We start from the raw sequence: 24107 nt of genomic DNA, 5'->3' as shown, positions 1-24107 counted from the left end.
TCGGGCCTTTCGTTCGGAAGAACCATCATGAAACTGACCCCGGAAACTCTGGCCCACCTTCCAGAGACCATCCTCACCTCCCCTTATGATCGCCAGAAGGTGACTGCGGGGATTGCCCATCTCAGTGTCGGAAACTTTCACCGCGCCCATCAGGCCGTGTACACAGACCGCACACTGGCTCTGCCGGGCCAGGAAAGCTGGGGCATTGTTGGCCTTGGGCTGATGGATGTGCCGTCTGAAGTGCAGAAGGCTGAAGCCCTTCAGTCTCAGGGCGGTCTTTACACTTTGCGGGAATGCCCATCGGGCCGTCCGGACGTCGTACGAGTTGTAAAATCCCTGGTGGAATACATCCATGCTCCCACAGACCGTCTGGCAGCTCTGAAGCGCCTGACCGATCCAGCAATCCGCATCGTCACCATGACGATTACGGAAGGTGGATATTACATGGATGAGGCAGGCCACTTCATGGCTGACCATCCAACCATCGTTGCGGACCTCAAGCGTGAAGTGCCGGAAACAGCCTTTGGTATCCTCACCGAGGCCCTTCGTCTGCGCCGTGAAGCCGGTGTGAATGCTTTCACAATTCTCTCCTGCGACAATGTTCCGTCGAACGGAGAGGTTGCGCGCCACGCTGTCCTGTCCTTCGCACGCCTGCGAGACGACGAACTGGCAGACTGGATTTCCCGGAACGTCTCGTTCCCGGCCTGCATGGTTGATCGTATTACCCCAGCGGTTGGACCGGCAGACATTGCTCGCCTCAATAGTGAAAGCGGCATTGAAGACCGCGCCCCGCTGTTCTGCGAAGACTTCATCCAGTGGGTTGTGGAAGATAATTTCCCCGAAGGGCGCCCGGCTTGGGAGCAGGCCGGTGTGCTGTTCACGAACAATGTTGAGCCATACGAACAGGTCAAGCTGCGCATGCTCAACGCGTCCCACTCCATGCTGGCCCTCCCCGCCGTCCTGATGGGGTACCGCTTCGTCAGTGAAGCCATGGAAGACGAGAACCTTTTCCGCCTGCTTCAGCAGTTTCTGGGTTTCGATTCAGAACCACATCTGACCGCTCCTCCAGGCATCAGCCTTCCAGAATATGGGGCCCTCCTGCTCCAGCGTTTCCGCAACAAGGCTGTCAGTGATCAGCTTCTGCGCATTGCGTCGGACAGCACATCCAAACTGCCGGTCTTTATTCGCCCGACAGCCGAGATCGTGGTGAAAGACAACGGTGACATGCGCCGGATCGCGTTCCTGCTGGCGTGCTACTGCGCCTACATGAACGGCCGGGACGATACAAACGCGGACTTCCCTGTCACAGAGCCACGTCTCAGCAAGGAAGATCGTGCCCTGGTGACGGACACCGATCCGGCGCGCGCTTTGGATATGGGCGTCTTTGCGGGCTGGGGCCTCACTGACAACCCTGCTTTCGTCCAGCTTTTCACTGACATGCGGCAGAGCCTGCAGGATCGTGGAACCGCTGCGACACTTGCGGACGTCATCACGCCAAAGGGCTGATCAGGGTGTCCTGTGCCGGTTGAGATTAACAACCGGCACAAAGCCCTTTCTTCAGACGACGTTGCGACGCGCCAGTGGGCTGCCTACAAACAGAGCCAGATGCGTTACTTGCAAACTCTCGCAGGATAGATCGTCTCATGATCATCAGAACTGACGAAAAAATCGATCTTCAAACGCCTACTGGTTCAATGCGTGTGCATATCTTTCGGCCGGTTCAGGATGGCCGTTTCCCAGCTGTCATGCTGTTTTCGGAAATCTATCAGGTCACGGCACCTATCGAACGATTGGGCGCCATGATTGCGGGACAGGGATATCTCGTCGCAATCCCCGAAGTGTATCATGAGTACGAGCCCGCCGGGACTGTCCTTGCCTATGACAAGGATGGAACAGATCGCGGGAATGATCTGAAATACGCCAAGCCTGTCTCAGCCTTTGACTCTGACACGGCAGCCCTTGTCGAATGGCTGCAAGACAGCAGTTTCTGCACAGGCGCCATTGGTGCTTTTGGTGTGTGTCTAGGAGGACATCTCGCCTACCGGGCAGCTCTTCACCCTGCAGTCAAAGCAACCGCATGTTTCTATGCCACCGACCTGCATTCAGCGACGCTTGGTGAAGGCAAGTCTGATGACTCGCTCATTCGGGCCACAGACATCACTGGTGAACTGATGATGGTCTGGGGCCAGTCAGACCCGCACGTTCCCTATGCGGGACGGCGTATAATCCGGGACAGACTTGAGGACGCGGGCGTTACGCTGGAGTGGCATGAAGTTAGCGCTCAACACGCATTCCTGCGTGATGGAGCACCTCGCTTCGATGCTGCTCTCTTCCTGCAGGCCATGAACTGGACGAATGCTCTATTTCAGCGCGCTTTGACGCGAGAGTAACCAAAGGGGGCTTCCGCTGCAGGAAGCCCTTCAAACGTCAAAATTCCTCGTAGGTGGCAGGGTCTTGATCGGCGAGACGCCCATCTGCACGCGCCAGAGAGGCAATTTTCGTCATATCGTCTTCTGTCAGGGCAAAATCGAAAATAGACCTGTTCTTAATCTGACGCTCAGGCGTGGCAGACTTGGGAATGGGCACAGAACCAAGCTGATGATGCCAGCGGAGAATAACCTGCCCGACTTCCTTGCCTAACCGCTCAGCAATTGTTTTCAACAGCGGATTTGTCAGAAGGTCACTTGCGCGCCCCAAGGGGCTCCAAGCCTGCGTAATGATCCCGTGATCATGATTCCACTTCCGCATCTCGTCCTGCGGGAAATAGGGATGCAGTTCAATCTGGTTGATCGACGGAAGAACGCCTGTTTCGGCTTTCAGCCGCTCAAGATGTTCTGGCAGAAAATTGCATACGGCAATTGATCGGATATAGCCGCGCCTCTTTGCCTCAATCAAGGCTTTCCAGGCTTCAACGTACTTGCCCTGCTTCGGGTTAGGCCAGTGAATGTAATACAGGTCAAAGTAATCAAGCTGCGTGCGATAGAGGGACTCCTCGATCGTTGTCAGCGCAGCATCATAGTCATGATGGCGGCCTGGTAGCTTTGAGGCGACGCGCAGTTCTTCCCGGGGGCGGCCGCTCTCACGCACGGCGCGGCCAACTGCACCTTCATTCTCATAATTGAACGCACTGTCCAGCGCATCATAGCCCACGTTGAGGGCACTGTTCATGGCTTCAACGCCCGCAGCGCCGTTCAGCTTATAGGTTCCGAACGTGATCGCCGGAATGGTTGTGCCGTCATTCAGCGTGACTGTCGGAATCGTCATTCTCTGCTTCTCCTGACTCTGCCGCATTCAATCCCTTGGGGATTTATCAAATGCCTAAGAAAGACTTTCGGGTTTGACGTATTACGCCCGACAGAGAGGAAGCGTTTCATAACGGATGGCTTCAGATGCACGAGACATAAAAAAAGCGGTGAGCCGAAATGGCTCACCGCTTGCATCAAAAGAAGCCTGAACAATCTTCAGTCTGAAACGCGTTCGATATCAGCACCACATGCTGCGAGCTTGCGATCTACGCCCTCATACCCACGATCCAGATGGTAAATCCGGCTGAGCTGCGTCTCGCCTTCAGCAGCAAGTCCAGCCAGGATGAGCGAGAAAGATGCCCGAAGATCAGTTGCCATGACCGGAGCACCGGACAGCTTCGGAACACCGCGGATAATTGCCGAGCGACCATGCGGATTGATGCGCGCACCCATCCGGTTCAGCTCAGGAACATGCATGAAACGATTTTCGAAAATCGTCTCGGTAATCATGGATGCACCATCCGCAACAGAGAGCATCGCCATGAACTGGGCCTGCATGTCCGTCGGGAAACCCGGATATGGCTCCGTCATGATGTCCACGCCTGTCAGCTTGCCCGTGCGACGGACGCGCAGACCACGCGGATCTTCCTCAACTTCAACACCGGTTTCCTGCAGGGTGCGGATTACCGCCCCCAGATCATCGGCACGACCACCGACGAGCAGAAGGTCACCGCCCGTGATGCCCGCAGCGCAAGCATAGGTGCCGCACTCGATACGATCTGGCATGACCGCATAGTTGGCACCATGCAGGCGCTCTACGCCTTCAATGATCAGTGTACCGGAACCTTCACCCGTAATCTGTGCGCCCATCGCGTTAAGACAGTGCACCAGATCGCTGATCTCGGGCTCACGCGCTGCGTTGACGATTTCGGTACGGCCTTTGGCGAGCGTGGACGCCATCAGCAGATTTTCAGTCGCACCGACGCTGGCGAACGGCAGGATAATCCGGTCGCCCTTCAGGCCTTCAGGAGCACGGGCATTGATGTATCCGTTCTCAAGGCGAATTTCAGCACCCAGAGCTTCAAGCCCCTTGAGGTGCATGTCCACAGGACGCGTGCCAATAGCGCAGCCACCCGGGAGCGAAACCTTGGCTTCACGGGCACGCGCCAGAAGCGGGCCAAGAACAAGAATGGAAGCGCGCATCTTGGAAACGATGTCGTACGGGGCTTCCACCGATCCGATTTCGCCTCCGATAGAAAGGGTACGCTCACCCACAGCCTCGACGGCGATGCCCAGCCCCTTGAGAAGATCGCGCATCGTCTTAATGTCGGCAATCTGCGGAACGTTGGACAGCACCAGACGATCAGAGGTCAGCAGGCCTGCGACCATGAGCTTGAGGCCGGAGTTCTTTGCGCCCCCGATCTCGATTTCGCCCGTCAGGCGATGGCCACCACGAATAATGAAACGGTCCATGAGTGATGCGCTCCTTACAGCCGAGGCGTGGTTACGCCGGACTGGCGCATGTATTTACCGGCACGATCCGCGTAGCTGACTTCGCAAGGGCTGGCGCCCTGGAAGAACAGAAACTGGCAGATGCCTTCGTTCGCATAGATGCGCGCAGGCAGCGGCGTCGTGTTACTGATTTCGATGGTGACCTGCCCTTCCCACTCCGGCTCAAGCGGCGTCACATTCACGATGATACCGCAGCGCGCATAGGTGGACTTGCCAAGGCAGACGACCAACGTATCCCGCGGAATACGGAAATATTCGATCGTGTGCGCCAGTGCGAAGCTGTTCGGGGGAATCGTGATGTCGCCCGTCCGTGTCACGAAGCTGTTCGCGGCAAAGTTCTTCGGATCGACGACGGCACTGTCCACATCGGTAAAGATTTTGAAGTCTTCCGCGACACGCGCGTCATAGCCGTATGACGACAGACCATAGGAAATAACGCCTTCCCGTTTCTGGTTTTCCACAAACGGTTCAATCATGCCGTGTTCTTTGGCCATCTGGCGGATCCAGGTATCAGGCATGATTGGCATGGACGCATTAACTCCTACACGGGGGGATCGATCTGCTCTAGCGACAGCCGCCCGATCACGCAATGTGTCGGTTTAGCCATTTTCCGTGAGGTGCTGTTGCCTTTTGACAAGCCAGCGCGGTCTCATCTCACTGGCAAGAACACCACAGACAATCAAAGCAGCGCCAAGAAGCGTGGTGGCCTGCAGCTGATCGCCCGCCAGCCAGCCGACCAGCCCACCCCAGACAGGCTCTCCTGCATAAATCACAGCAGCTTTTGAAGGTGGGACGGACTTCTGAGCCCAGTTCATCACGAGTTGTACCAGAGCACTCAGGCTTCCGAGAGCCGCAGCACAAACAACCCAGATCCATGAAAATGTGGGCACATGCTCCCCGGCGACCGACATAAGCAAAAGTGCAAAAAGGCCGCCTCCAACAAGCTGACAGACTGTGATTCTACGACTGTCCACGCCTTGGGCAAACAGGCTGATCAAAACAATTTCGGCAGCGATGGCGCACGCTGACAGCACCGTCAGCAAATCGCCATGACTAAAGGTCAGGGTCAGGGCTGCCGGCCCTGCCAGCGCAATCAATCCGGCAAACGCCAGGCCGATTCCGACCCAGCTCATGATGTGCGGCGATTTACGCAGAATGGCCCACTGGAATAATGGCACCAACGGCACATAGAGAGCGGTGATGAATGCAGAACGGCTACTGGTCACCTCACGCAACCCTGCACTTTGCAGAACATACCCGATTGAAAGGGCAATCCCGATCAGAATACCGGATCGCACTTCTTTCCGTGTCAGACCCGTCATGTGACGACCTGCCAGACACGCCACCATGGCTGCTGCCATCAGAAACCGCACACCGACGAAGAACATCGGTTCGCAATGCTGCATGGCCAGATGCAGGATCAGAAAAGTGCCCCCCCAGAGCGCCGTAACGCCCGCCAACGCCAGTTCCTGTGGCGTTGGCGTTGGCAGACGAATTTTCACGACGCCTTAGCTTTCGGAAAACGGTGTGGGCGCTGTGGGCCTGATGCGCTGCTGCTGTTTGCGACGCAGAAGATTGGCCCGGAGCGCCTTGGCTTCGCGAGCTGCACGTGCCTCTTTGGCAGCCTGCGCCTTATCAGTCAGATGGGCCGTAGCTTTGTCGTTTTCCGTCTTGTCAGTTGTCATCAGTCTGTCCGTCGAAAGATGCTCGAAGATGCGTTCCAAGCAGCTCGTCATATACACCGAGTGTCGCCGACTGCATCTGCCGGATCGTATAATTTCGCAAGACATGCTCACGGGCATTTTCCGCCAGATAGGCAAGCGTCTCATCATCGGCCGACAGAATGCCGACAAGTGCTTCGGCCAATGCCTGAGGATTATCGGGAGGAATAACGAGACCGGTCTGTCCGGGCAGGACCGTCTCCATCATGGCGCCCTGTGCCGTTCCGATAACGGGTTTGCCCATCATCTGCGCCTCTACAAGCGTCCGCCCGAAGGGTTCAGGCCGCAGAGACGGCGCGACGACAACGGCCGCCAAAGCGCAGGCTGCTGGCATGTCCTGGCATGTCCCTGCGAAGCGAACCCTGTCTTCCAGACCCAGCTCCTGAATTCTCAGCCCAAGAGAAAGCGCGAATTTATGGTCTGTTTCCGGGCCAACCAAAACACAGATCCAAGGTACAACAGAGACCTGTTTGAGAAACTTCAGTGCTTCGATCAGGATCTTCTGCCCTTTCCACGCCGTTAGGCGTGCAGGCATCAGGATCACGCGGGCGCCATGAGGGACTGACCAAGCTTCGGCAAGCCGCTGGATCCGTTCGCCGGAGACCTTTTGCGGGTCAAAAAGAGAGGGGTCGGCACCACGGGGAATAGTCCGCAGGCGGTCTGACTGAACACCATATTGCCCGGACAGACGGCCGGCGATGAAATTCGAAATGGCAATCACGCGCGTGCCACGGGCCAGAACAGAATTATAAAGCTTCTTGCCCCACCAGCCCGCACCATGAACACCATGCCATGTCGTGACCAGCGGGATCCCTTCGCGACGACAGGCCAGCCAGGCCGCCCATGCCGGAATACGGGAGCGGGCATGCACCAGATCCACTCCCTGCTGGCGGATCAGTTTCTGAAGATCACGGGCCCGGCGCAGTACAGCAACAGGTGATTTGGATTTCAGGTTGAGCGGCACATGAATTGCGCCAGCGTGCCTCAACTGGATCAGCAGCGGCCCCGGCTTTGAAGCGACAATGGCTTTCCCGCCTGCCTGAGTGATGGCAGCGGCGATTTCGATGGCACCGCGCTCAAGCCCCCCAGTACTGAGTGCAGGAAGGACCTGGAGGATCACGGGAGAACGGTCAGTCATGAGCGTTTCGGCGGGCCATTCTGAAAATTTGATCCGAACGAGAAGCCTTCCTGATCGGTCTGCGCCTGAGGCTTTCAGAATGAAAAACAGGCAGAAACGAAAAAGGGAGACGTCCATGCCCTGCTAGCACAGAAGTCCCCCTTTGACGATGGAGTGTAGCGAATGTGCACAGCACATCCGCCACAGTCTTCGGCTTTACTTAACGGCGTCAGGCAAAGCGTAGACCACGAGCTGATCGCTGACTGGCGTCATCATGAAGTGATGACCCCCTGCCATGATGGCAACGTACTGATGGCCGTTGGCTTCGTAGGTCATCGGGTTGGCCTGACCGCCACCCGGGAGCACTGCGCTCCACACCACCTTGCCGGTGTGTTCGTCAATGGCACGGATCTGGTTATCCGTAGCTGCTGCGATGAACACAAGACCACCACCTGTCACGACGGAACCGCCGTTGTTCGGTGTTCCGATCTCCCAGGGAAGGCCTGTCGGCAGACCCCATGGACCATTAGCACGAGCCGTTCCCAGCGGATGCTGCCAGAGCACCTTCTGACCGTGCTTCATGTCGATGGCCGTGATCATGCCGTAAGGCGGACGGTTGCACATCATGCCCGTGTACTGATCCCAGAACGGCGTCACGACGATGCCATAAGGCGTTCCGTCCATGGCACCATTACCTTCGGCGCCACCGCCACCTGGCTTGAAGTTAGGATCGTCGATCGGCATCAGACCAAGCTTGTCGGCCTTCTTGCGGGTGACGAGCTGGTCGTACATCGGGGTGATGTTCCAGTTCGCGATCAGGATTCCGCTCTTCTCGTCATAGGACATGGAACCCCAGTCACTGCCACCATTGTAGCCCGGGTATTCAATCCATGGCTTATCAACGCTCGGCGGCGTGAATTCACCAACGTAGTTCGCACGACGGAACTTGATCCGGCAGAAGAGCTGATCAATGGGAGACATGCCCCACATATCCGTCTCTTTCAGATCAGGCACGCGCAGAGCAGGCATCCCGACAGACCAGGGCTGCGTCGGTGTCCGTGGGTCGCCAGGAATGACGCCTGGTGACGGAGCCGGACGCTCTACGACGGGGAGAACTGGCTTACCTGTCCGGCGATCCAGAACGAACGTCTGACCACGCTTCGTCGGCATGATAAGAGCTGGAACGGGCTGGCCGTCAGGACCAGGCATATCCATCAGGGTTGCCTGAGAGCCAATATCATAATCCCAGACGTCTTTATGGGCGGTCTGGAAAACCCACTTTTCTTCACCCGTCTTGACGTCAATCGCCACGACTGCGGAAGAAACCTTGTTTTCGGCATCGCTACGAAGGGCGCTGTAATAGTCGGCAGCGGAGTTCCCGGTCGGCACATAAACCAGACCAAGAGCGCTATCGCCCGTCAGTGCGGCCCATGAGTTCGGCGTACCGCGGCTATAGTGGCGATTGCCCGTTGGCTGGCTGTGATCTGTCGGGTTGTTGACGTCCCAAGCCCAGACGAACTTGCCGCTTTCAGCATCGTAACCACGGATCACACCAGACGGCGCCCAGCGACGCTGACCATCCAGCACTTCGTGATTGACGACGACAACGCCATCAACAACTGGTGGCGGCACGGTCATGGAAACGAAGCCCGGAACGGACTCGCCAAGACCCTGCATCAGGTTGACCTGACCACCGTGACCGAAGTTCGGACAGAACTCACCCGTTGCCGCATCAACAGCAATCAGGCGCATATCGAGCGTGCCTTCGATAAGCCGATTGTGACAGGGCTGCCCTTCAGGCACGACGGACGACGTGAAATACGTCACGCCCTTACAGGCTGCCGTATAGGGAATGGAGTGGTACTTCACATCCACATTCCGACGCCAGATCTGCTTTCCCGTGACCGGGTCCAGCTTCATGATGTCGTTCATGGCCGAACACATATAGAGGCCGTCACCCACCTTGATGGGTGTGGTTTCAGCCGCCCATTTGTTGGTCTGACCCGGACGTGGATAGCTGCCCGTATGATAGGTGAACGCGACCTTCAGGTTGCCAGCGTTCTCAGGCGTGATTTCAGACAGCGGCGAATAACGCGTCTGATGATCATCACGGCCATAAGCAACCCAGTCTCCAGGAGCCGGGTTTGCGCTCTGCTGGGGTGCCATGGCAGGCACTTCTGACGGATCAATTGACTCGATATCCGGCAGGTTCGCAGCGTTTACGCCCGGAGCCTGCGGGGCATACGGAGAGGGTCCGGCAAAATAGCTCTGCTCTTTAGGACCGCTCTCAGTAGGCTCATTTGCATTGCCTGGACCAGGAACTGCGGCGGTCGGGGAACCACCCGAGCCTGCGGGAGCGAACTGAGCGTGGGCGGCGAGAGGCGAACAGGCGAGCGCGAGGCCTGCGGCTGTTGCGAGAAGGTGAGACCGACGCATCAGACGGCTCCTCTGAGTGTACGGCGGGATTCCAGGCGGCGAAGGACCGGAATGGTCAGGACCACCAGAATGCCGAGAATGGTCGGGCCGAAAGCGCGCGGCAGAAGGTCAATCGGGCTGACCCCGACTTCCCACAAAGACCAGACCCATGTGTAGGCCAGGGCGCCGAGGTACAGGAATGCGCCGAGCGTGCGGCCCATCACCATGAACACCCCGCTGGCAACCAGCACGATCCCGCAAATGACGTAGTAAACAGAGCCGCCCAGCATCGCGAGGTCAGCCCCCATGATGACAAAGATCAGGCCCACAAGAAGAATAACGACCCCCAGAAGCAGCGTCAGCCACTCCGTCAGAGTCTTCGTGCCGTTAATATTCGGCATAACCGGATGCCTCCCAGACTGAATACCCGGGACGGTATGTCGATTATCCAGCGAGGTCCATTAGAGTTATTCTGAATATCCTTTAACAAAGGCGTGTTTGCGGTAACAAAAATGTGCTTGGAACTATTTGAAAAATGATCATTTCAGCAAATATCAGCATTATCCAGCTGGAATCGTGACCACTGCGCCACCTGTATGGTTGGTTGCAGCGAGAGCACTGAGAACCTGAACCATTGTGAAGGCGAGCTTGCTCTGGAAGTCTTTCTCATCAATCCAGAACCACATGTCATTATATTCAACAGCCGCATATCGGCGGTCGGGAACCTTGTGTCCTGAATGAATGACAACTTCCGGTCGGTTCTCAATACCCACCTGCCCGATCGTTGGCGGTGTCCGGCCGACCTTGATGTCCTCTTCCGGAACCTCAACCTCGTAAGCAAGCTGCGTGAGCATCGCGAGCATCGAGCGCGTCAGAATGGCAATCTGCCCGGGGTGCTTGGGATAGGGGCCGTAAACAATTTCCGCTTCTTCAGCCTGGGCATCCAGATGCAGGAGGCGACGCACTTCTGCCTGCGTCGAAAGAAGGCTGCTATCAGATGTCGAAGACAGCACCAGATAGGAATGCTCTTGGCCGTTGCCATTTTCCGGCTTTGAAGAATTCTTCTTGGTATTGTTGTCATCGGTCGGAGGCGGCGCATCGGTCGTGATGCGGATAGTCATCGCGCCTGCGATCTGAAGCTGACGCAGATCATGCAGCAGGAGATAAAAGCGGACAGAGCCTCCACCAAATGGCCCTGCTCCCAAACCCCGAACATTGGACAGTCCATCGATCGACTGCGCTGTCAGGCGCAAGAGCGTGTCAATGGGAAGACCACCGAGACTCAGGGGCATGATAACGGTAGGAGAAATTGGCCGCACGATATTCTCGGCGTATTGCTGCCCCGTCACCGGCTGATAGGTGAAGGTCGGGCTTTCACCCGACGTCATCGTCCCCGTTCCGAAGAGATAATTGCCGACAGCAGTGGCAGGATAGGCATAGAAGCCCCCGCTCACGCTCTTGGATACGCTATATCCGGCAATGACCTGCGTCGTATCCAGAAACGTCGGCGGATCGGCATAGCGCAGGCGAACGATATTCAGGAGCATCTCGTGCTTCTGGGATTCGCCCAAAGCGCGCGAGTATTCAAGCTCGTCATGCTGAAGCCTGGATGGCCCTATCGGCCCACAGGCAGCAAGACAGATAAGTGCAGCCAGGGGCGTGGCCCGGAATATCAGATTAATTTTCATGACTTATCTCAAAGTGGACCATTCCGTGTCCAAGCGGAAGTCACAACCGTTTCCTGAATGATGCGAACGTATATTTTTCATGAAAGATGTTACTGCCAAGGCTTGAAACACTTTGCTGCCCCGCCTAAATCTGGTCTCGGAAACACGATCCCTTGATGGATCGGATTTTACGTCACAAGGGCTCGCCCCGGTGCCTGACAGGGCCGAAGCGAGCCGCTGAAAGGACATATTATGAGCAAAGTCATCGGTATTGACCTCGGCACGACCAACTCCTGCGTTGCAGTGCGTGAAGGCGACGAGACCCGCGTTATTGAAAACAGCGAAGGCGCACGTACGACGCCGTCCATGGTCGCATTCACCGAAAACGGTGAGCGTCTGGTTGGACAGGCCGCGAAGCGTCAGGCTGTCACGAACCCGACCAACACCCTGTATGCCGTCAAGCGTCTGATCGGTCGTCGTTACGATGACCCGACCGTCGCCAAGGACAAGGGCATGGTCCCTTACGAAATCGTCAAGGGTGACAATGGCGATGCGTGGGTTCGCGCTCGTGGCGAAGATTACGCCCCGTCCCAGATCGCTGCATTCGTTCTTGGCAAGATGAAGGAAACGGCCGAGTCCTACCTCGGTGAAACGGTTACACAGGCCGTCATCACGGTTCCGGCTTACTTCAACGACGCACAGCGTCAGGCAACTCGTGACGCTGGCAAGATTGCCGGCCTCGAAGTCCTGCGTATCATCAACGAGCCGACCGCAGCTGCACTGGCTTATGGCCTTGGCAAGCGCGATTCCGGTACGGTGGCTGTGTATGACCTTGGTGGTGGTACGTTCGACGTTTCCATTCTTGAGATCTCCGACGGCGTGATCGAAGTGAAGTCCACGAACGGTGATACGTTCCTGGGTGGTGAAGACTTTGATAACCGCGTCATCGACTTCCTGGCCGATGAGTTCAAGAAGGACCAGGGCATCGACCTGCGTGGCGACAAGCTTGCTCTGCAGCGTCTGAAAGAAGCCGCTGAAAAGGCCAAGATCGAGCTTTCCTCCTCCAAGGAAACCGAGATCAACCTGCCGTTCATCACGGCTGATGCGTCTGGCCCGAAGCACCTTGTGGTCAAGCTGTCCCGTGCCAAGCTGGAAAGCCTGGTTGACGATCTGGTTCAGCGTACGCTTGGCCCGTGCCGTTCCGCTATCAAGGATGCTGGCGTGTCCACGAGCGAGATTGACGAAGTCATCCTCGTTGGCGGCATGACCCGTATGCCGAAGGTCATCGAGACGGTTAAGGAATTCTTCGGCAAGGATCCGGCACGCAACGTCAACCCTGACGAAGTGGTCGCTATCGGTGCAGCCGTTCAGGGCGCCGTCCTGAAGGGTGACGTGAAGGACGTTCTGCTCCTCGACGTGACGCCGCTGTCGCTGGGTATCGAAACGCTGGGTGGCGTGTTCACCCGTCTGATCGACCGCAACACGACGATCCCGACCAAAAAGAGCCAGACCTTCTCCACGGCGGAAGACAACCAGAACGCCGTGACCATCAAGGTCTATCAGGGCGAGCGTGAGATGGCAGCGGACAACAAGCTGCTTGGCAACTTCGACCTGCAGGGCATTGCTCCGGCACCGCGTGGCGTTCCGCAGATTGAAGTTACGTTCGACATCGATGCCAACGGTATCGTCAACGTGTCCGCCAAGGACAAGGCGACGAACAAGGAACAGCAGATCAAGATCCAGGCTTCTGGTGGTCTGTCCGACGGTGACATCGATCGCATGGTCAAGGAAGCTGAAGCCAACGCTTCCGCTGACAAGGCCAAGCGCGAGCTGGTCGAGCTGCGCAACAGCACCGAGAGCATGATCCACCAGACCGAAAAGTCCCTCACGGAAGGTGGCGACAAGGTTCCGGCTGCAGATAAGTCTGAAGCAGAAGCCGCTATCGCAGCAGCCCGTGAAGCTCTGGGTGGCGAGAATGTCGAAACGCTGAAGAGCGCAAGTGAGCGTCTGACGCAGGCCGCCATGAAGGTTGGTCAGGCCATGTATCAGGCAGATCAGGCCCAGCAGGGTGGTGAAGCTGCGGGTGCGGAAGCCAAGGACGAAAACGTTGTCGACGCCGACTTTGAAGACGTTGACGACAGCAAGAAGCACTGATCGGGTGACTTCCCCAGGTGGGGCTTCCCGCCCCGCCTGACCTGTTTTCCGAAGGGCGCCCGTTCCCGCAAGGGGGTGGGCGCCATTCTTGTTTCCGGCCCTCAGACAAGGACCGATCATGGCCACGAAGATCGATTACTACGAAAGCCTCGAAGTTTCGCGTACTGCTTCCGGAGATGAGCTGAAGAAAGCTTTCCGCAAGCAGGCCATGCGTTATCACCCGGATCGTAACCCTGGGGATGATGCAGCCGAGCAGAAATTCAAGGAAATCAACGAAGCCTATGACGTCCTGAAGGACGAGCAGAAGCGCGCAGCCTACGACCAGTACGGACACGCAGCCTTTGACGGCGGCATGGGTGGAATGGGCGGCGGCGGAGGCTTTGGTGGTTTCGGCGCCGGTGGTCTTGGGGACATCTTTGACCAGATGTTCGGAGACATGATGGGCGGCCGCCGTGGCGGTGGACGTCGTACAGGTGCTGACGTTCAGGTTCAGGTTGAAATCAGTCTGACCGAAGCCTTCTCGGGCGTGACCAAGAGCGTTGAAGTCCGCACGCGCGTTGCCTGTGAATCCTGTCATGGTTCTGGCTCCGCGGATGCTGGTGGTGGCAGCACGACCTGCGCTACCTGCCACGGTGCGGGTAAAGTCCGCGCGCAGCAGGGTTTCTTCCTTGTCGAGCGTCCCTGCCCCACCTGTCATGGGTCAGGGCGTACGGTTCGCAATCCGTGCAAGGTCTGCCAAGGCACAGGCACCCAGGCAAAGACTGAAACCCTTCAGATCGAAATTCCGGCTGGCGTTGAGGATGGCACGCGCATCCGCATGGCAGGCCGCGGTGAAGCCGGGGGAGAAGGTGTACAGCCCGGCGATCTGTATGTGCATGTCTCGGTCCTGTCGCATGACATCTTCCAGCGTGACGGCGCCAATATCTACTGCCGCGTTCCGCTGCGCATGACGCAGGCTGCGCTGGGGACGGAGGTTGAGGTTCCTGTCATTGACGGAAGCCGCACCCGTGTCCGCATTCCTGCAGGGACGCAGACAGGTGAAACTTTCCGCCTGCGCGGCAAGGGATTCTCCGTATTGCGGTCTTCTGCCCGTGGCGACATGTACATTCAAGTCTCGGTAGAAACACCGCATCACCTGACCAAGCGCCAGCGCGAACTTCTTGAAGAGTTCGAGAAAGAAGCGGGTGACGATCACGCCAAGGCAAGCCCCGAAAACAGCGGCTTCTTTGCCAAGGTCCGTGATTTCTTCGAAGGTCGCTGATTTTAAAAATCCCCCTCCCGAAACGGAGGGGGATTTTTTTGGAAAATCCCTGCTGCTAGCTCGCATCTTTGCAGAGAGATATTGTTTTCCACATTCAACCACAGACATGAACGCTGTCAGGAGACGTCATTTAAGCGACGGCACGTCCTGTGGTTTTGTCTGATTATCGAGAGCTTTTATTAAAGCCGCACTAAATTCCTTATCGGAAAACGGCTGCTGTGCCGTGATAAGCTCACGGTCTGTCACGACGTTAGGGGTCCAGGCTTTGGCTGTCTCAACAGTAGCTCCTGCATCCGTCAGCGCGGTAGCGGGGTAGAAAAAAACGTGTCCGTTGAGTTGATGCGTTTCGGCGAAGTGCTCTTCTGGTATCGAAAAAACGGTCATATGGTAGCCTGCGTAGGGCCACCCTGCTGCCAGTTGGCGAATGTCATTCTTGTTGCCGGTCATCAGTGCGTCATGAAAACCGCTGGCATCTGGCAAGCTGGACGCCAATGCAACCGGACCATGACAGATAAGAGCGGTCGTTTTTCCAGCAGAGTGGAAAGCACGCAGGATCTTCCCCAGATCAGGATCGGTCATCAGATCCTCTAGTGGTGCATGGCCACCGGGAATAACGATCCCAACATAGGCATTAATCCCCTCAGCATTGACCGAAGCGAGAGAGCGGGGATGTTTGAGTGAGTCCAGGCCTTCGACGAACTGTATCGTATCCTGAAGAGCTGTCTCACTGCCTCCAAAATATCGAGGGGATGCAGAGTGTGCGTCCCACTTCACAGCATTGCCTTTCGGGTCAGCGAATACGGGTTCATAGCCAGCCTGGATCAGGGCTTTTACCGGAACTGCGAATTCATTGAGATAGAAGCCCGTGAGGTATTTTTGACCGTCGCGCAATATGAGTTCATTTGTGCTGGAAAGAACGACCAGTACGCGCCCCTTACTCTGGCTGTGTGACTTGGCCTGGAGACTGGACCCACAGAGTGCGATGGCAACAAGGACTAGGGTGAGAGCAATACCGCGCAGCATGAACATCATCCTTTTCGGGTGGAGAAAGGCCCGTGAAGCGCCGCCATACGACGAGCGGCAGTTACTGAATGCTGACCGATCATCAGGCTTCAGTCCAGAACCGTATCAAGTCTGAGAGTCGCCAGTTTTAGAGCTGCTCTCCTGGCGACGTGTCGCAGAAACCGGGAACATTTCCTCTATGTCCATTCATTGAGCCACATGCTTTGAGTTCGCGAATAGAGCGACCTTTGATCACGACAAACCTATGCCAGGGCTGATTGCTACAGCTTTTAAAATTGCGGATCTTTTTCTTTAATCCGCAATTATTCAATCTGCCCCTTAACGGGTGCGGGGTGGGTCAAAACGCCCCGATATAGCGTTTGGACCAGCGCCTCAGTTTATGCGGCAGAGCTCGACAAAGATCACCTGCACTCCACGGCCAGCCGCGCAAGACTCTCTGGTGTCAGATCGGATATGGCACTCGCCCCTGTCAGGGTCATGGCAACACGGAGTTCCTTCTCCATGATGTCGAGTACATTCTCCACACCTTTCTGGCCCCCGGCAGCAAGCGCGTAGACGAAGGCGCGCCCCAGCAGAACAGCATCGGCCCCCATCGCAACCATCCGGGCGATGTCGAGGCCGGATCGGATGCCTGAATCTGCCAGGATTTTCAGGTCGCCCTTCACGGCATCCACAATCGGCGGAAGTGCGCGAGCGCTGGAGAGGACGCCATCAAGCTGGCGACCGCCGTGATTGGAAACAACAATGCCATCCGCACCGAAACGGACAGCATCTTTGGCATCTTCAGGATCGAGAATACCTTTGATAATCATGGGACCATTCCAGTACTCGCGGATCCATTCCAGATCTTTCCAGCTAATGGACGGATCAAAATTATTGGCGAGCCAGCCGATATAATCTTCCAGCTTGGTTGGATTTCCCCGATAGCGCGAAATATTGCCCAAATCGTGCGGTCTGCCACGAAGGCCCACATCCCAAGCCCACATAGGATGGGTCACGGCCTGAAGATAACGCCGGATGTTGGCATGGGAGCCGGACATGCCCGAATGGGCATCGCGATAACGCGCGCCCGGCGTCGGCATATCCACGGTGAACACCAGAGTCGTAATGCCCGCAGCTTTCGCGCGCTCCAGGGCATTCTTCATGAATCCCCTGTCTTTGAGAACATAAAGCTGGAACCAGATGGGCACCGGGCTTCTACCCTGCACCTCCTCGATGGGGCACACCGATACTGTGGACAACGTGAAAGGAATACCCTTCCGCGCCGCAGCCCTTGCTGCCTGCACTTCTCCGCGGCGAGCATACATGCCCGTCAGTCCGACAGGGGCAAGAACCGCAGGAATATTCAGTTTGCGCCCGAACAATTCTATCCCGGTCGTCAAACCAGACACATTTTTCAAGATGCGTTGTCGTAGGGAAATATCTGCAAGGTCTGTGATGTTCCGCCGCATTGTCTGCTCTGCGTAGGAACCGCCATCAATATACTGGAACAGAAAAGGCGGCAGACGGCGTCGGGCTGCCTCACGATAATCAGTGGCTGAGGAAATAATCATCTGGCAGCTCCCATGAGTGTTCATCGTCTTCAATGAACGGGAGACTGCCAGCCTGTTTGATGACAACCAAGGCACTATCGTCTGCCCTGACGTTATGTTGCACAAAACTCCCGGCAGGAACGCGGCACTGGCTCCTCATCCTTGCCGATTAGGCATTCAGCCTGCGTAAAACGCGTGCGCCCCGATGAACATCAAGAACAGACACTGATGCCGTATCCAGGGCCAGATTTTCCCCAAGTCGCACATCATTATGAATCCACACACCAATCAAGCTGCGAAGAATATGACCGTGCGCAAACAGGGCAATCGTTCCTCCCTGTGCCGTCAGCCTCTCCAGCAAGCCACTGACCCGTTTCTGAACCTGGGCGGCCGTCTCGCCATTTTCCACGTCAGACGTCCACAAAGACCAGTCGGGCTCGGCTTTCAAAATTTCCGGCGTGGTGAGCCCTTCGTACACGCCATAATTCCATTCCATGAGATCAGGCTCGATCTGAGCCTGCTCGCCCAGCCCGGCAAGAACGCAGGTTTCATGCGCCCGCTGAAGCGGACTGGTGAACACCCGATCAAAGTTCTGATGTTCTAACCGGCTCTTCAGAGACAGCGCCTGCTTACGTCCGTTTTCCGTCAGGGCAATATCCGTACGCCCCGTGTGCTGGCCGCTGATGGTCCATTCTGTTTCGCCGTGGCGAATTAGCCAGAGGGTGGTGCTCATGACGCATGCCTTCCCTATGGGCTTTCAGTAACTGAAAGCCCTTTGCCAGCCCGAAGCTGGATTGCTGAAATTTCTGGATCAGAGGCGAATGGCGCGCGGATTTCGTATGCTCACCCGCCTCTCAAGCCGCTGTTCAGATCTTGTGAACAGAAGCGTCGTAAATCTTGTCCACGACCTTATTCAGGGTTTCGTTGAACGCCTGATCGGACTGTGAAACGCGCAGATCATCCACGAGAGCCCGCGAGAAGCTGGCGATCATGCCATGATTGGCTTTGAGCTTCTGGCAGGCTTCATCGAGAGGATAACCGCCTGAAAGTGCGACAACGCGCTGCATGCGCGGATGCTTCATCACGCGGGCATACAGGTCCGGCTTTTCAGGCAACGTCACCTTCAGCATAACCGGATAATCTCCCGGAAGCGCTTCCAGTCCACTCAGAACAGCGTCTTCGAGTAGCGCTTCAGCCTCAGCCTTTTCCGGGCTCTTCACCAGGACTTCCGGCTCAAGAATGGGGACGAGTCCGTGCGATGCCACCTGCGCCGCAATATCGAACTGCTGCTGAACAATGCTCTTAATGGCAGCAGGATTGGCCAGACGGATTACTGACCGTTCCTTGGTACCGTAAATGCCAAGCTTCGCCGCTCGTTCCAGCAGTTCATCCAGGCCCGGAATGGGCTTCATGAGCTGAACACCGTCCTTTTCGTCTTCCAGACCTTTATCGATCTTCAGAAACGGGACGATTCCACAGGTTTTCCACAGATAGGACGGCACCGGCGTGCCCTCGACCGTGCCATCCATTGTTTTCTCAAACAGGATTGCAGCAAGGACCTCGTGGCTCTGGAAAGCAGGAGAGGAAATGATGCGAACGCGCATTTCGTGCATCAGACGAAACATGTCCGCGTCGTTCGAGTAGGCATCCGGCCCGATGCCATAGTGTGCCAGAGCCTTGGGAGTCGATCCGCCGCTTTGATCAAGAGCTGCGATAAATCCGGGAGTTTTTGACACCTGCTCGGCCATTTTTGCATCAGGCATGAACACTACATCCTTTTCTTCAGTCACATGACCAGAAGTAACGACTGACCTTCGCGCGGGATTGGAGACTCTTCCAATCACATTGCACGGATCATTCAAAGGACGCGGTTCAACCCTGCTGGAGCGGCAGGGAAATCAGTTTTTTTCAATATTGTTGGACGGGGGTTCGGCTAATTCTGGAAACAGTCTGGCCAGATCCGCAGGCTGAAGAAGATCTGCCAGAGTGTAGCGATCGAGCACGCCCAGAAATGCGGAAAGCGCCTCTCCCAGCACGCCACGCAAGCGGCAGGAAGGAGACAGAACACAGGCACGGCTTCCTGTTGCCCGGCCCTCACAGTCCACGAGCATCATATCGTCTTCCGTAAACCGGACGACCTCTCCCACACCGATGTCCTGTGCCGGGCGACCCAACGTCAGGCCACCGCCACGACCTCGTACGGTGGTGATGAAACGCCCCTGCCCCAGACGATGCACAACCTTCACCAGATGGTTTTCAGAGATGCCGTACGCCTCGGCAATTTCGCGGATAGAGACGCGCACAGTCGGGCGTGCCCCGATGTAGAGCAGGGTCCGCAAGGCATAGTCGGTATGCAGGGTCAGGCGCATACGAGTCCTCTGGCAGATTGACAGTCAGAAGTCACGCGCTTAAAGGTATATTTATTATACACCTTTAAGAAGACCCATCATGTCCTCTTCCGACCGCAGCCTCACGCCAGACGTCATTGCCACCATCCAGGCGACCATTCCGGCCCTCGAAGCGCATGGTCTCGACATCACCAGTGAGATGTACCGCCGCCTTCTGGCTGATCCGGCCATTGCTGAGATGTTTGATCCGACACATCAATCCAAAGGAACGCAGCCACGCGCGCTCGCCATGGCCGTCCTGGCCTATGCCCGGAACATCGATAATCTCGGAGTGATGGGTGGAGCGGTTGAGCGCATTGCCCAGAAGCATGTCAGCCTGGAAATTCTGCCAGAGCATTACCCACATGTGGCCACTGCCCTGATCGGCGCGATTCAACATGTTCTGGGAGACGCCGCGACACCTGCAATTCTGGATGCATGGGGCCGTGCTTACTGGGCTTTGGCTGACATTCTGATGGGCCGGGAAGGCCAGCTTTATGACGCCAGCACACATGCAGAAGGTGGCTGGACCGGCTGGCGCGACTTCACGATCATCAATGCAACGCGCGAATGCGACAATGTCACGACGCTGGACCTGAAGCCTACAGACGGCAAAACCGTCATTCAGGCTATCCCCGGCCAATATCTGGGTGTGGACCTAAATGTTCCGGGACATGGGCAGACCCGACGTAACTACAGCATCACATCGCGCCCCAACCACGATTTTTACACCATCAGCGTGCGTCATGTTCCGAACGGTGTGGTTTCCACATGGCTCAATAGCCCGGAATGCAAGGGCCATCAGGTTCGCCTGTCGCCGCCAGCAGGTGAGTTTGTCCTTCCCCAGAAAAGCGACACACCGCTCGCCTTCATCTGTGCGGGCATTGGAATGACACCCATGATCGGGATGATCGAGTCTTTGGGAGCGCAGGCAGGCTCACCAGCGGTCAGTATTATTCAGATTGCCCATTCTGAAACGGCCGCACCGTTTTCAGGAAAGCTAAACAGCCTGGCCAAAGAGGCGAAAAGCCCGATTACGCTTCATACTCGCCTGACATCCGTTGACGGGCGCCCGGATGCAGCATGGATCGCCGATCGCATTCCGGAAAACGCCACCTGCTACCTATGCGGCCCAACAGGGTTCATGCGTGACATGATTCAGGGGCTCTCAAAAGCCGGCATTCCGGCCGACCGTCTGCGTTATGAGACGTTCGGACCGGATACCGGCGTGACTGACTAATTGTCAGAGGGCGGCGATGACGCTTTCCGCTTCTGCAAGGATGCGAGGGCGATCATTGCCGCCATTGACTGCCAGGCCTTCTGCTTCAATGACCTTCACGTCCGTGACGCCAAGGAAGCCAAGAACGGCCTTGAGATATGTGACCTGATGCTCAAAGGCAGCCTGCGGCGTGCCTTCCGAATAAATGCCACCACGCGCCACGGCGAGAATCACGGTCTTACCGCCAGCAAGTCCTTCGACACCATTCGCACCGTAGCGGAATGTCTGTCCGGCAATGGCAATGCGATCAATCCATGCCTTGAGCTGGCTCGGAATGCCGAAGTTGTACATCGGCACACCGAGTACGAGAATGTCGGCCTCCTTAAAATCGGAAAGGGCTTTCGCGCCCGCGACCAGATCCTTGTTGGAGGCAGCGTCTTCCGTAAGGTCCTTGCCCAGAAAAGACAGAGCTTCGCCATCCAGGTGAGGAAGCGGGTTCGCTGCCAGATCAAGGGATGTAACGTCCAGATCCGGATGCTTCTGACGGTAGCGGTCCACAATCGCCACACTCAGCTGGCGTGTTGCGGAATACCCGCCAAGAATGCTGGAATCGATATGAAGCAGTTTCATTGTAATCTCTTTCGGTTCCTGATCGTAACCAGCACATGATAAGAAACCTTTTCCTCACCTCCGCAAGACGGCACATTCAGGGATCATAGGCACATGGATGTTAGTACCCTCCCCCCTCCAGAAGCTCATGAGAGCGATACATGCGCCGTTGTCCGGGCCATTCTGGCGCGCGTGGGAGACAAGTGGAGCATCCTGATCGTGCGGATGCTGGGAGACGGCTCCATGCGTTTTAGTGAACTCCGTCGTTCCATCGAAGGTATTTCACAACGCATGCTCACGCTGACATTGCGCAATCTGGAACGCGATGGGCTGGTTGCCCGCACCGTCACCCCCACCACTCCGCCTCGCGTGGATTATGAATTGACGGATCTCGGGCACTCTCTGCAAAGCATTACCGAAGCCTTCGGACGCTGGGCTGTCACACACCGGGATCAGATCGAAAATGCTCGCCTCCGTTTTGACGCACGCCAATAATCCCTTAGGTTGCGCCCAATAGTTTCTGACGGTCAGGCACGGATTATGACGACTTCTCCCCGCATCGGTATTGCTGGCATCACTGGGCGTCTGGGCGCTCTCTGCGCCGAAGAAGCGGGAGCCTCCCTGGCTGGCGGGCTGTCCCGTCACGCAGATGCAGCACGCAGCATCACCAATAACCCGGCAGAACTAGCGACGCGTTGCGACGTCATTATCGACGTCAGCCATGCTTCAACCGCAGCAACCCATGCAGAAGCCTTCACAGCCGCAAAGTGCCCTTGGGTTCTGGGAACGACCGGCCTTGACGCTACGGCCCAAGCGGCCGTGAGCGAGGCTGCAAAACATATTCCGGTTTTACAGGCTGCCAATTTTTCTCCGGCGTTGACGCTTTTTCTGGAGCTCGCGAAGCAGCTTGGCGCAGGGCTGCCAGGTTATGATGCGGAGATTGTAGAGATTCATCACCGGCAGAAAGTTGATGCACCGTCCGGCACCGCGCTGGCCATTGGACGCGCAGTTGCTGAAGGACGAAACGTAGCATTCGAGGATGTTGCTCGCCTGGATCAGAACGGCGCGCGACCGGATAGCGCTATTGGGTTTGCCTCACTGCGCGGGGGGCAGATTATTGGCGAGCACGATCTTCTCTTCATGGCCGCAGATGAACAAATCACCCTGTCTCATCGTGCGCTGGATCGACGGGTTTTCGCCCGCGGTGCACTAATGGCTGCACGCTGGCTGGCCCATCAGCCTCCCGGCCTTTACGGCATGGCAGATGTTCTTCGCCGGAAAGACTGATCTTTCCGGCGGAGAACCAGGCGGTTAGCCGCCCGAGATTTCGAGGTTCACACCCGTCATAAAGCTGGAGTCGTCGCCCAGAAGGAACGCCACCACACCTGGGATTTCGCTGATATCGCCATAACGACGCATCGGCACACTACCGATCATCTGCTTGGAAACTTCTTCAGGATTGGTGGAGAAGTACTGCGTGTTGGCCTTGGCCTGCAGTTCCACCTGTCGATCCCACATGAAACCAGGGCCCATATAACCTGGGCTGATGGCGTTAACGCGGATGTTGTAGGGCGCCAGATCCTGGGCTGCAGTTTCCGTCAGGGCGATGATGGCACCTTTGGATGCCCCGTAAGCCGCCATGTTCGGCGGTCCTTTTACACCGGCCATGCTGGCAGTATTCACGATGCTACCGTAACCGTTCTCGATCATGTGCCGTGAGACAGCCTTCATCACATGGAAGGCGCCTGTGACATTGATGTTCAGAACACGCGGGAAATCTTCGGACGGATAATCCTGAACCGGGGCAAAGGCACCCTGATATCCGGCATTGTTGAAGAGGAAATCGATTTTTCCAAACTCTTCGACAACGCGGCCGACGACATCGATCACTGACTGCTCGGATGTGACGTCACAGACATAGGACGCAGCTTTCACGCCCTTCTCCCGCACAGCGGCTTCTGCCTTGGCCAGAGCGTCCGGATTCATGTCGAGCAGAGCAATTTCCGTGCCCATTTCTGCCAGCCGAAGTGCAGTCGCGAGGCCAATATTGCCCCCGGCACCCGTAACAAGACAGACTTTACCGCTAAAGAAACTTACGACGTACGCCATTGGTGCCTCATGAAAATACGGTGCTTTCACCTGCGGCCCACAATATCGCGATCGAAGGCAGTCGTCTCCCCCTGATTTCGCACCATGAGAAAACGTGAATACTCTTGTCGGTTTTCCTGATTTTCCAAAGACTTCC

General features: G+C 56.7%; 23 protein-coding genes. 7 read left to right on the top strand and 16 right to left on the bottom strand.

Going from position 1 to position 24107, the window contains the following annotated elements:
- The first annotated feature begins 27 nt into the window (after positions 1–27).
- Positions 28–1506 carry a mannitol dehydrogenase family protein gene (locus tag M2305_RS07535; RefSeq protein ID WP_264649017.1) on the top strand — a complete coding sequence of 493 codons (1479 nt, stop codon included), beginning with the start codon at positions 28–30 and terminating at the stop codon, positions 1504–1506.
- 137 nt (positions 1507–1643) lie between these two features.
- The gene (locus M2305_RS07530; RefSeq protein WP_264649016.1) at positions 1644–2390 is read left to right on the top strand and encodes a dienelactone hydrolase family protein; all 747 of its coding nucleotides are present in this window, start codon (positions 1644–1646) and stop codon (positions 2388–2390) included.
- Positions 2391–2427: 37 nt separating this feature from the next.
- On the opposite strand, the gene M2305_RS07525 is transcribed toward M2305_RS07530, so the two are convergent.
- The 9 genes from M2305_RS07525 to M2305_RS07485 all read right to left on the bottom strand — a co-directional run bounded on the left by M2305_RS07525 (position 2428) and on the right by M2305_RS07485 (position 11698).
- A complete protein-coding gene (locus tag M2305_RS07525; protein WP_264649015.1) occupies positions 2428–3264 on the bottom strand; it encodes an aldo/keto reductase in 837 nt (278 codons plus the stop codon).
- Between the two features lie 197 nt (positions 3265–3461).
- On the bottom strand, positions 3462–4718 hold the full coding sequence (gene murA / locus M2305_RS07520; protein ID WP_046900589.1) for a UDP-N-acetylglucosamine 1-carboxyvinyltransferase: 1257 nt from the start codon (positions 4716–4718) through the stop codon (positions 3462–3464).
- 14 nt (positions 4719–4732) lie between these two features.
- Positions 4733–5284, bottom strand: a complete 552-nt coding sequence (gene dcd / locus M2305_RS07515) for a dCTP deaminase (protein WP_064275649.1) — start codon at positions 5282–5284, stop codon at positions 4733–4735.
- A gap of 72 nt (positions 5285–5356) precedes the next feature.
- Positions 5357–6259, bottom strand: a complete 903-nt coding sequence (locus M2305_RS07510; protein ID WP_264649014.1) for a DMT family transporter — start codon at positions 6257–6259, stop codon at positions 5357–5359.
- A 6-nt stretch (positions 6260–6265) separates the two neighbouring features.
- Positions 6266–6442, bottom strand: coding sequence for a hypothetical protein (locus M2305_RS07505; protein ID WP_264649013.1), 177 nt, complete (start codon positions 6440–6442; stop codon positions 6266–6268).
- On the bottom strand, positions 6432–7616 hold the full coding sequence (locus M2305_RS07500; protein ID WP_264649012.1) for a glycosyltransferase family 4 protein: 1185 nt from the start codon (positions 7614–7616) through the stop codon (positions 6432–6434). The genes M2305_RS07505 and M2305_RS07500 overlap by 11 nt, the downstream gene beginning before the upstream one ends.
- Positions 7617–7811: 195 nt before the next feature.
- Positions 7812–10031: a pyrroloquinoline quinone-dependent dehydrogenase gene (locus tag M2305_RS07495; RefSeq protein WP_099211551.1), complete on the bottom strand. Its 2220-nt coding sequence runs from the start codon at positions 10029–10031 to the stop codon at positions 7812–7814.
- The gene (locus M2305_RS07490) at positions 10031–10411 is read right to left on the bottom strand and encodes a glycerol dehydrogenase (protein ID WP_086633540.1); all 381 of its coding nucleotides are present in this window, start codon (positions 10409–10411) and stop codon (positions 10031–10033) included. Before M2305_RS07490 ends, M2305_RS07495 begins: the two co-directional genes overlap by 1 nt.
- Before the next feature lie 159 nt (positions 10412–10570).
- Positions 10571–11698, bottom strand: coding sequence for a hypothetical protein (locus M2305_RS07485; RefSeq protein WP_264649011.1), 1128 nt, complete (start codon positions 11696–11698; stop codon positions 10571–10573).
- A gap of 231 nt (positions 11699–11929) precedes the next feature.
- Between M2305_RS07485 and dnaK the strand changes: the two genes are divergently transcribed.
- Together dnaK and dnaJ are read left to right on the top strand one after the other, a co-directional pair.
- Positions 11930–13831: a molecular chaperone DnaK gene (gene dnaK / locus M2305_RS07480; RefSeq protein WP_099211549.1), complete on the top strand. Its 1902-nt coding sequence runs from the start codon at positions 11930–11932 to the stop codon at positions 13829–13831.
- Between the two features lie 118 nt (positions 13832–13949).
- Positions 13950–15092 carry a molecular chaperone DnaJ gene (gene dnaJ, locus M2305_RS07475; RefSeq protein ID WP_064275651.1) on the top strand — a complete coding sequence of 381 codons (1143 nt, stop codon included), beginning with the start codon at positions 13950–13952 and terminating at the stop codon, positions 15090–15092.
- A gap of 126 nt (positions 15093–15218) precedes the next feature.
- On the opposite strand, the gene M2305_RS07470 is transcribed toward dnaJ, so the two are convergent.
- The 5 genes from M2305_RS07470 to M2305_RS07450 form a co-directional block, all read right to left on the bottom strand.
- Positions 15219–16115, bottom strand: coding sequence for a type 1 glutamine amidotransferase domain-containing protein (locus M2305_RS07470; protein WP_264649010.1), 897 nt, complete (start codon positions 16113–16115; stop codon positions 15219–15221).
- A gap of 401 nt (positions 16116–16516) precedes the next feature.
- Positions 16517–17668 (bottom strand): FMN-dependent L-lactate dehydrogenase LldD, encoded by a 1152-nt coding sequence (lldD, locus tag M2305_RS07465; RefSeq protein WP_264649009.1) that lies wholly within the window; start codon positions 17666–17668, stop codon positions 16517–16519.
- Between the two features lie 148 nt (positions 17669–17816).
- Positions 17817–18380, bottom strand: coding sequence for a histidine phosphatase family protein (locus tag M2305_RS07460; protein ID WP_211498399.1), 564 nt, complete (start codon positions 18378–18380; stop codon positions 17817–17819).
- A gap of 133 nt (positions 18381–18513) precedes the next feature.
- On the bottom strand, positions 18514–19410 hold the full coding sequence (locus M2305_RS07455; protein ID WP_264649008.1) for a fructose bisphosphate aldolase: 897 nt from the start codon (positions 19408–19410) through the stop codon (positions 18514–18516).
- A gap of 135 nt (positions 19411–19545) precedes the next feature.
- Positions 19546–20016, bottom strand: coding sequence for an Rrf2 family transcriptional regulator (locus M2305_RS07450; RefSeq protein WP_264649007.1), 471 nt, complete (start codon positions 20014–20016; stop codon positions 19546–19548).
- A 79-nt stretch (positions 20017–20095) separates the two neighbouring features.
- Here M2305_RS07450 and M2305_RS07445 point away from each other — a divergent pair, with 79 nt between their 5' ends.
- Positions 20096–21274, top strand: coding sequence for a globin domain-containing protein (locus M2305_RS07445; protein ID WP_264649006.1), 1179 nt, complete (start codon positions 20096–20098; stop codon positions 21272–21274).
- A 3-nt stretch (positions 21275–21277) separates the two neighbouring features.
- Here the strand turns inward: M2305_RS07445 and M2305_RS07440 are convergent, their stop codons facing one another.
- Entirely contained in the window at positions 21278–21883 is a 606-nt protein-coding gene (locus M2305_RS07440) for an FMN-dependent NADH-azoreductase (RefSeq protein WP_046900573.1), read from the bottom strand.
- A gap of 93 nt (positions 21884–21976) precedes the next feature.
- Between M2305_RS07440 and M2305_RS07435 the strand changes: the two genes are divergently transcribed.
- A complete protein-coding gene (locus M2305_RS07435; protein ID WP_064275657.1) occupies positions 21977–22357 on the top strand; it encodes a winged helix-turn-helix transcriptional regulator in 381 nt (126 codons plus the stop codon).
- A gap of 45 nt (positions 22358–22402) precedes the next feature.
- Complete coding sequence (dapB, locus tag M2305_RS07430) at positions 22403–23149, top strand: 4-hydroxy-tetrahydrodipicolinate reductase (protein WP_264649005.1); 747 nt, start codon at positions 22403–22405, stop codon at positions 23147–23149.
- Positions 23150–23173: 24 nt separating this feature from the next.
- Here dapB and M2305_RS07425 read toward each other — a convergent pair whose 3' ends face one another.
- On the bottom strand, positions 23174–23971 hold the full coding sequence (locus M2305_RS07425; protein WP_064275659.1) for an SDR family NAD(P)-dependent oxidoreductase: 798 nt from the start codon (positions 23969–23971) through the stop codon (positions 23174–23176).
- Between the last annotated feature and the right edge of the window lie 136 nt (positions 23972–24107).

This window comes from Gluconobacter cerinus (assembly GCF_025961355.1).
In the GTDB taxonomy this organism is placed as follows: Bacteria; Pseudomonadota; Alphaproteobacteria; order Acetobacterales; family Acetobacteraceae; genus Gluconobacter; species Gluconobacter cerinus.
This window is presented reverse-complemented; position numbering and strand designations above follow the sequence as displayed.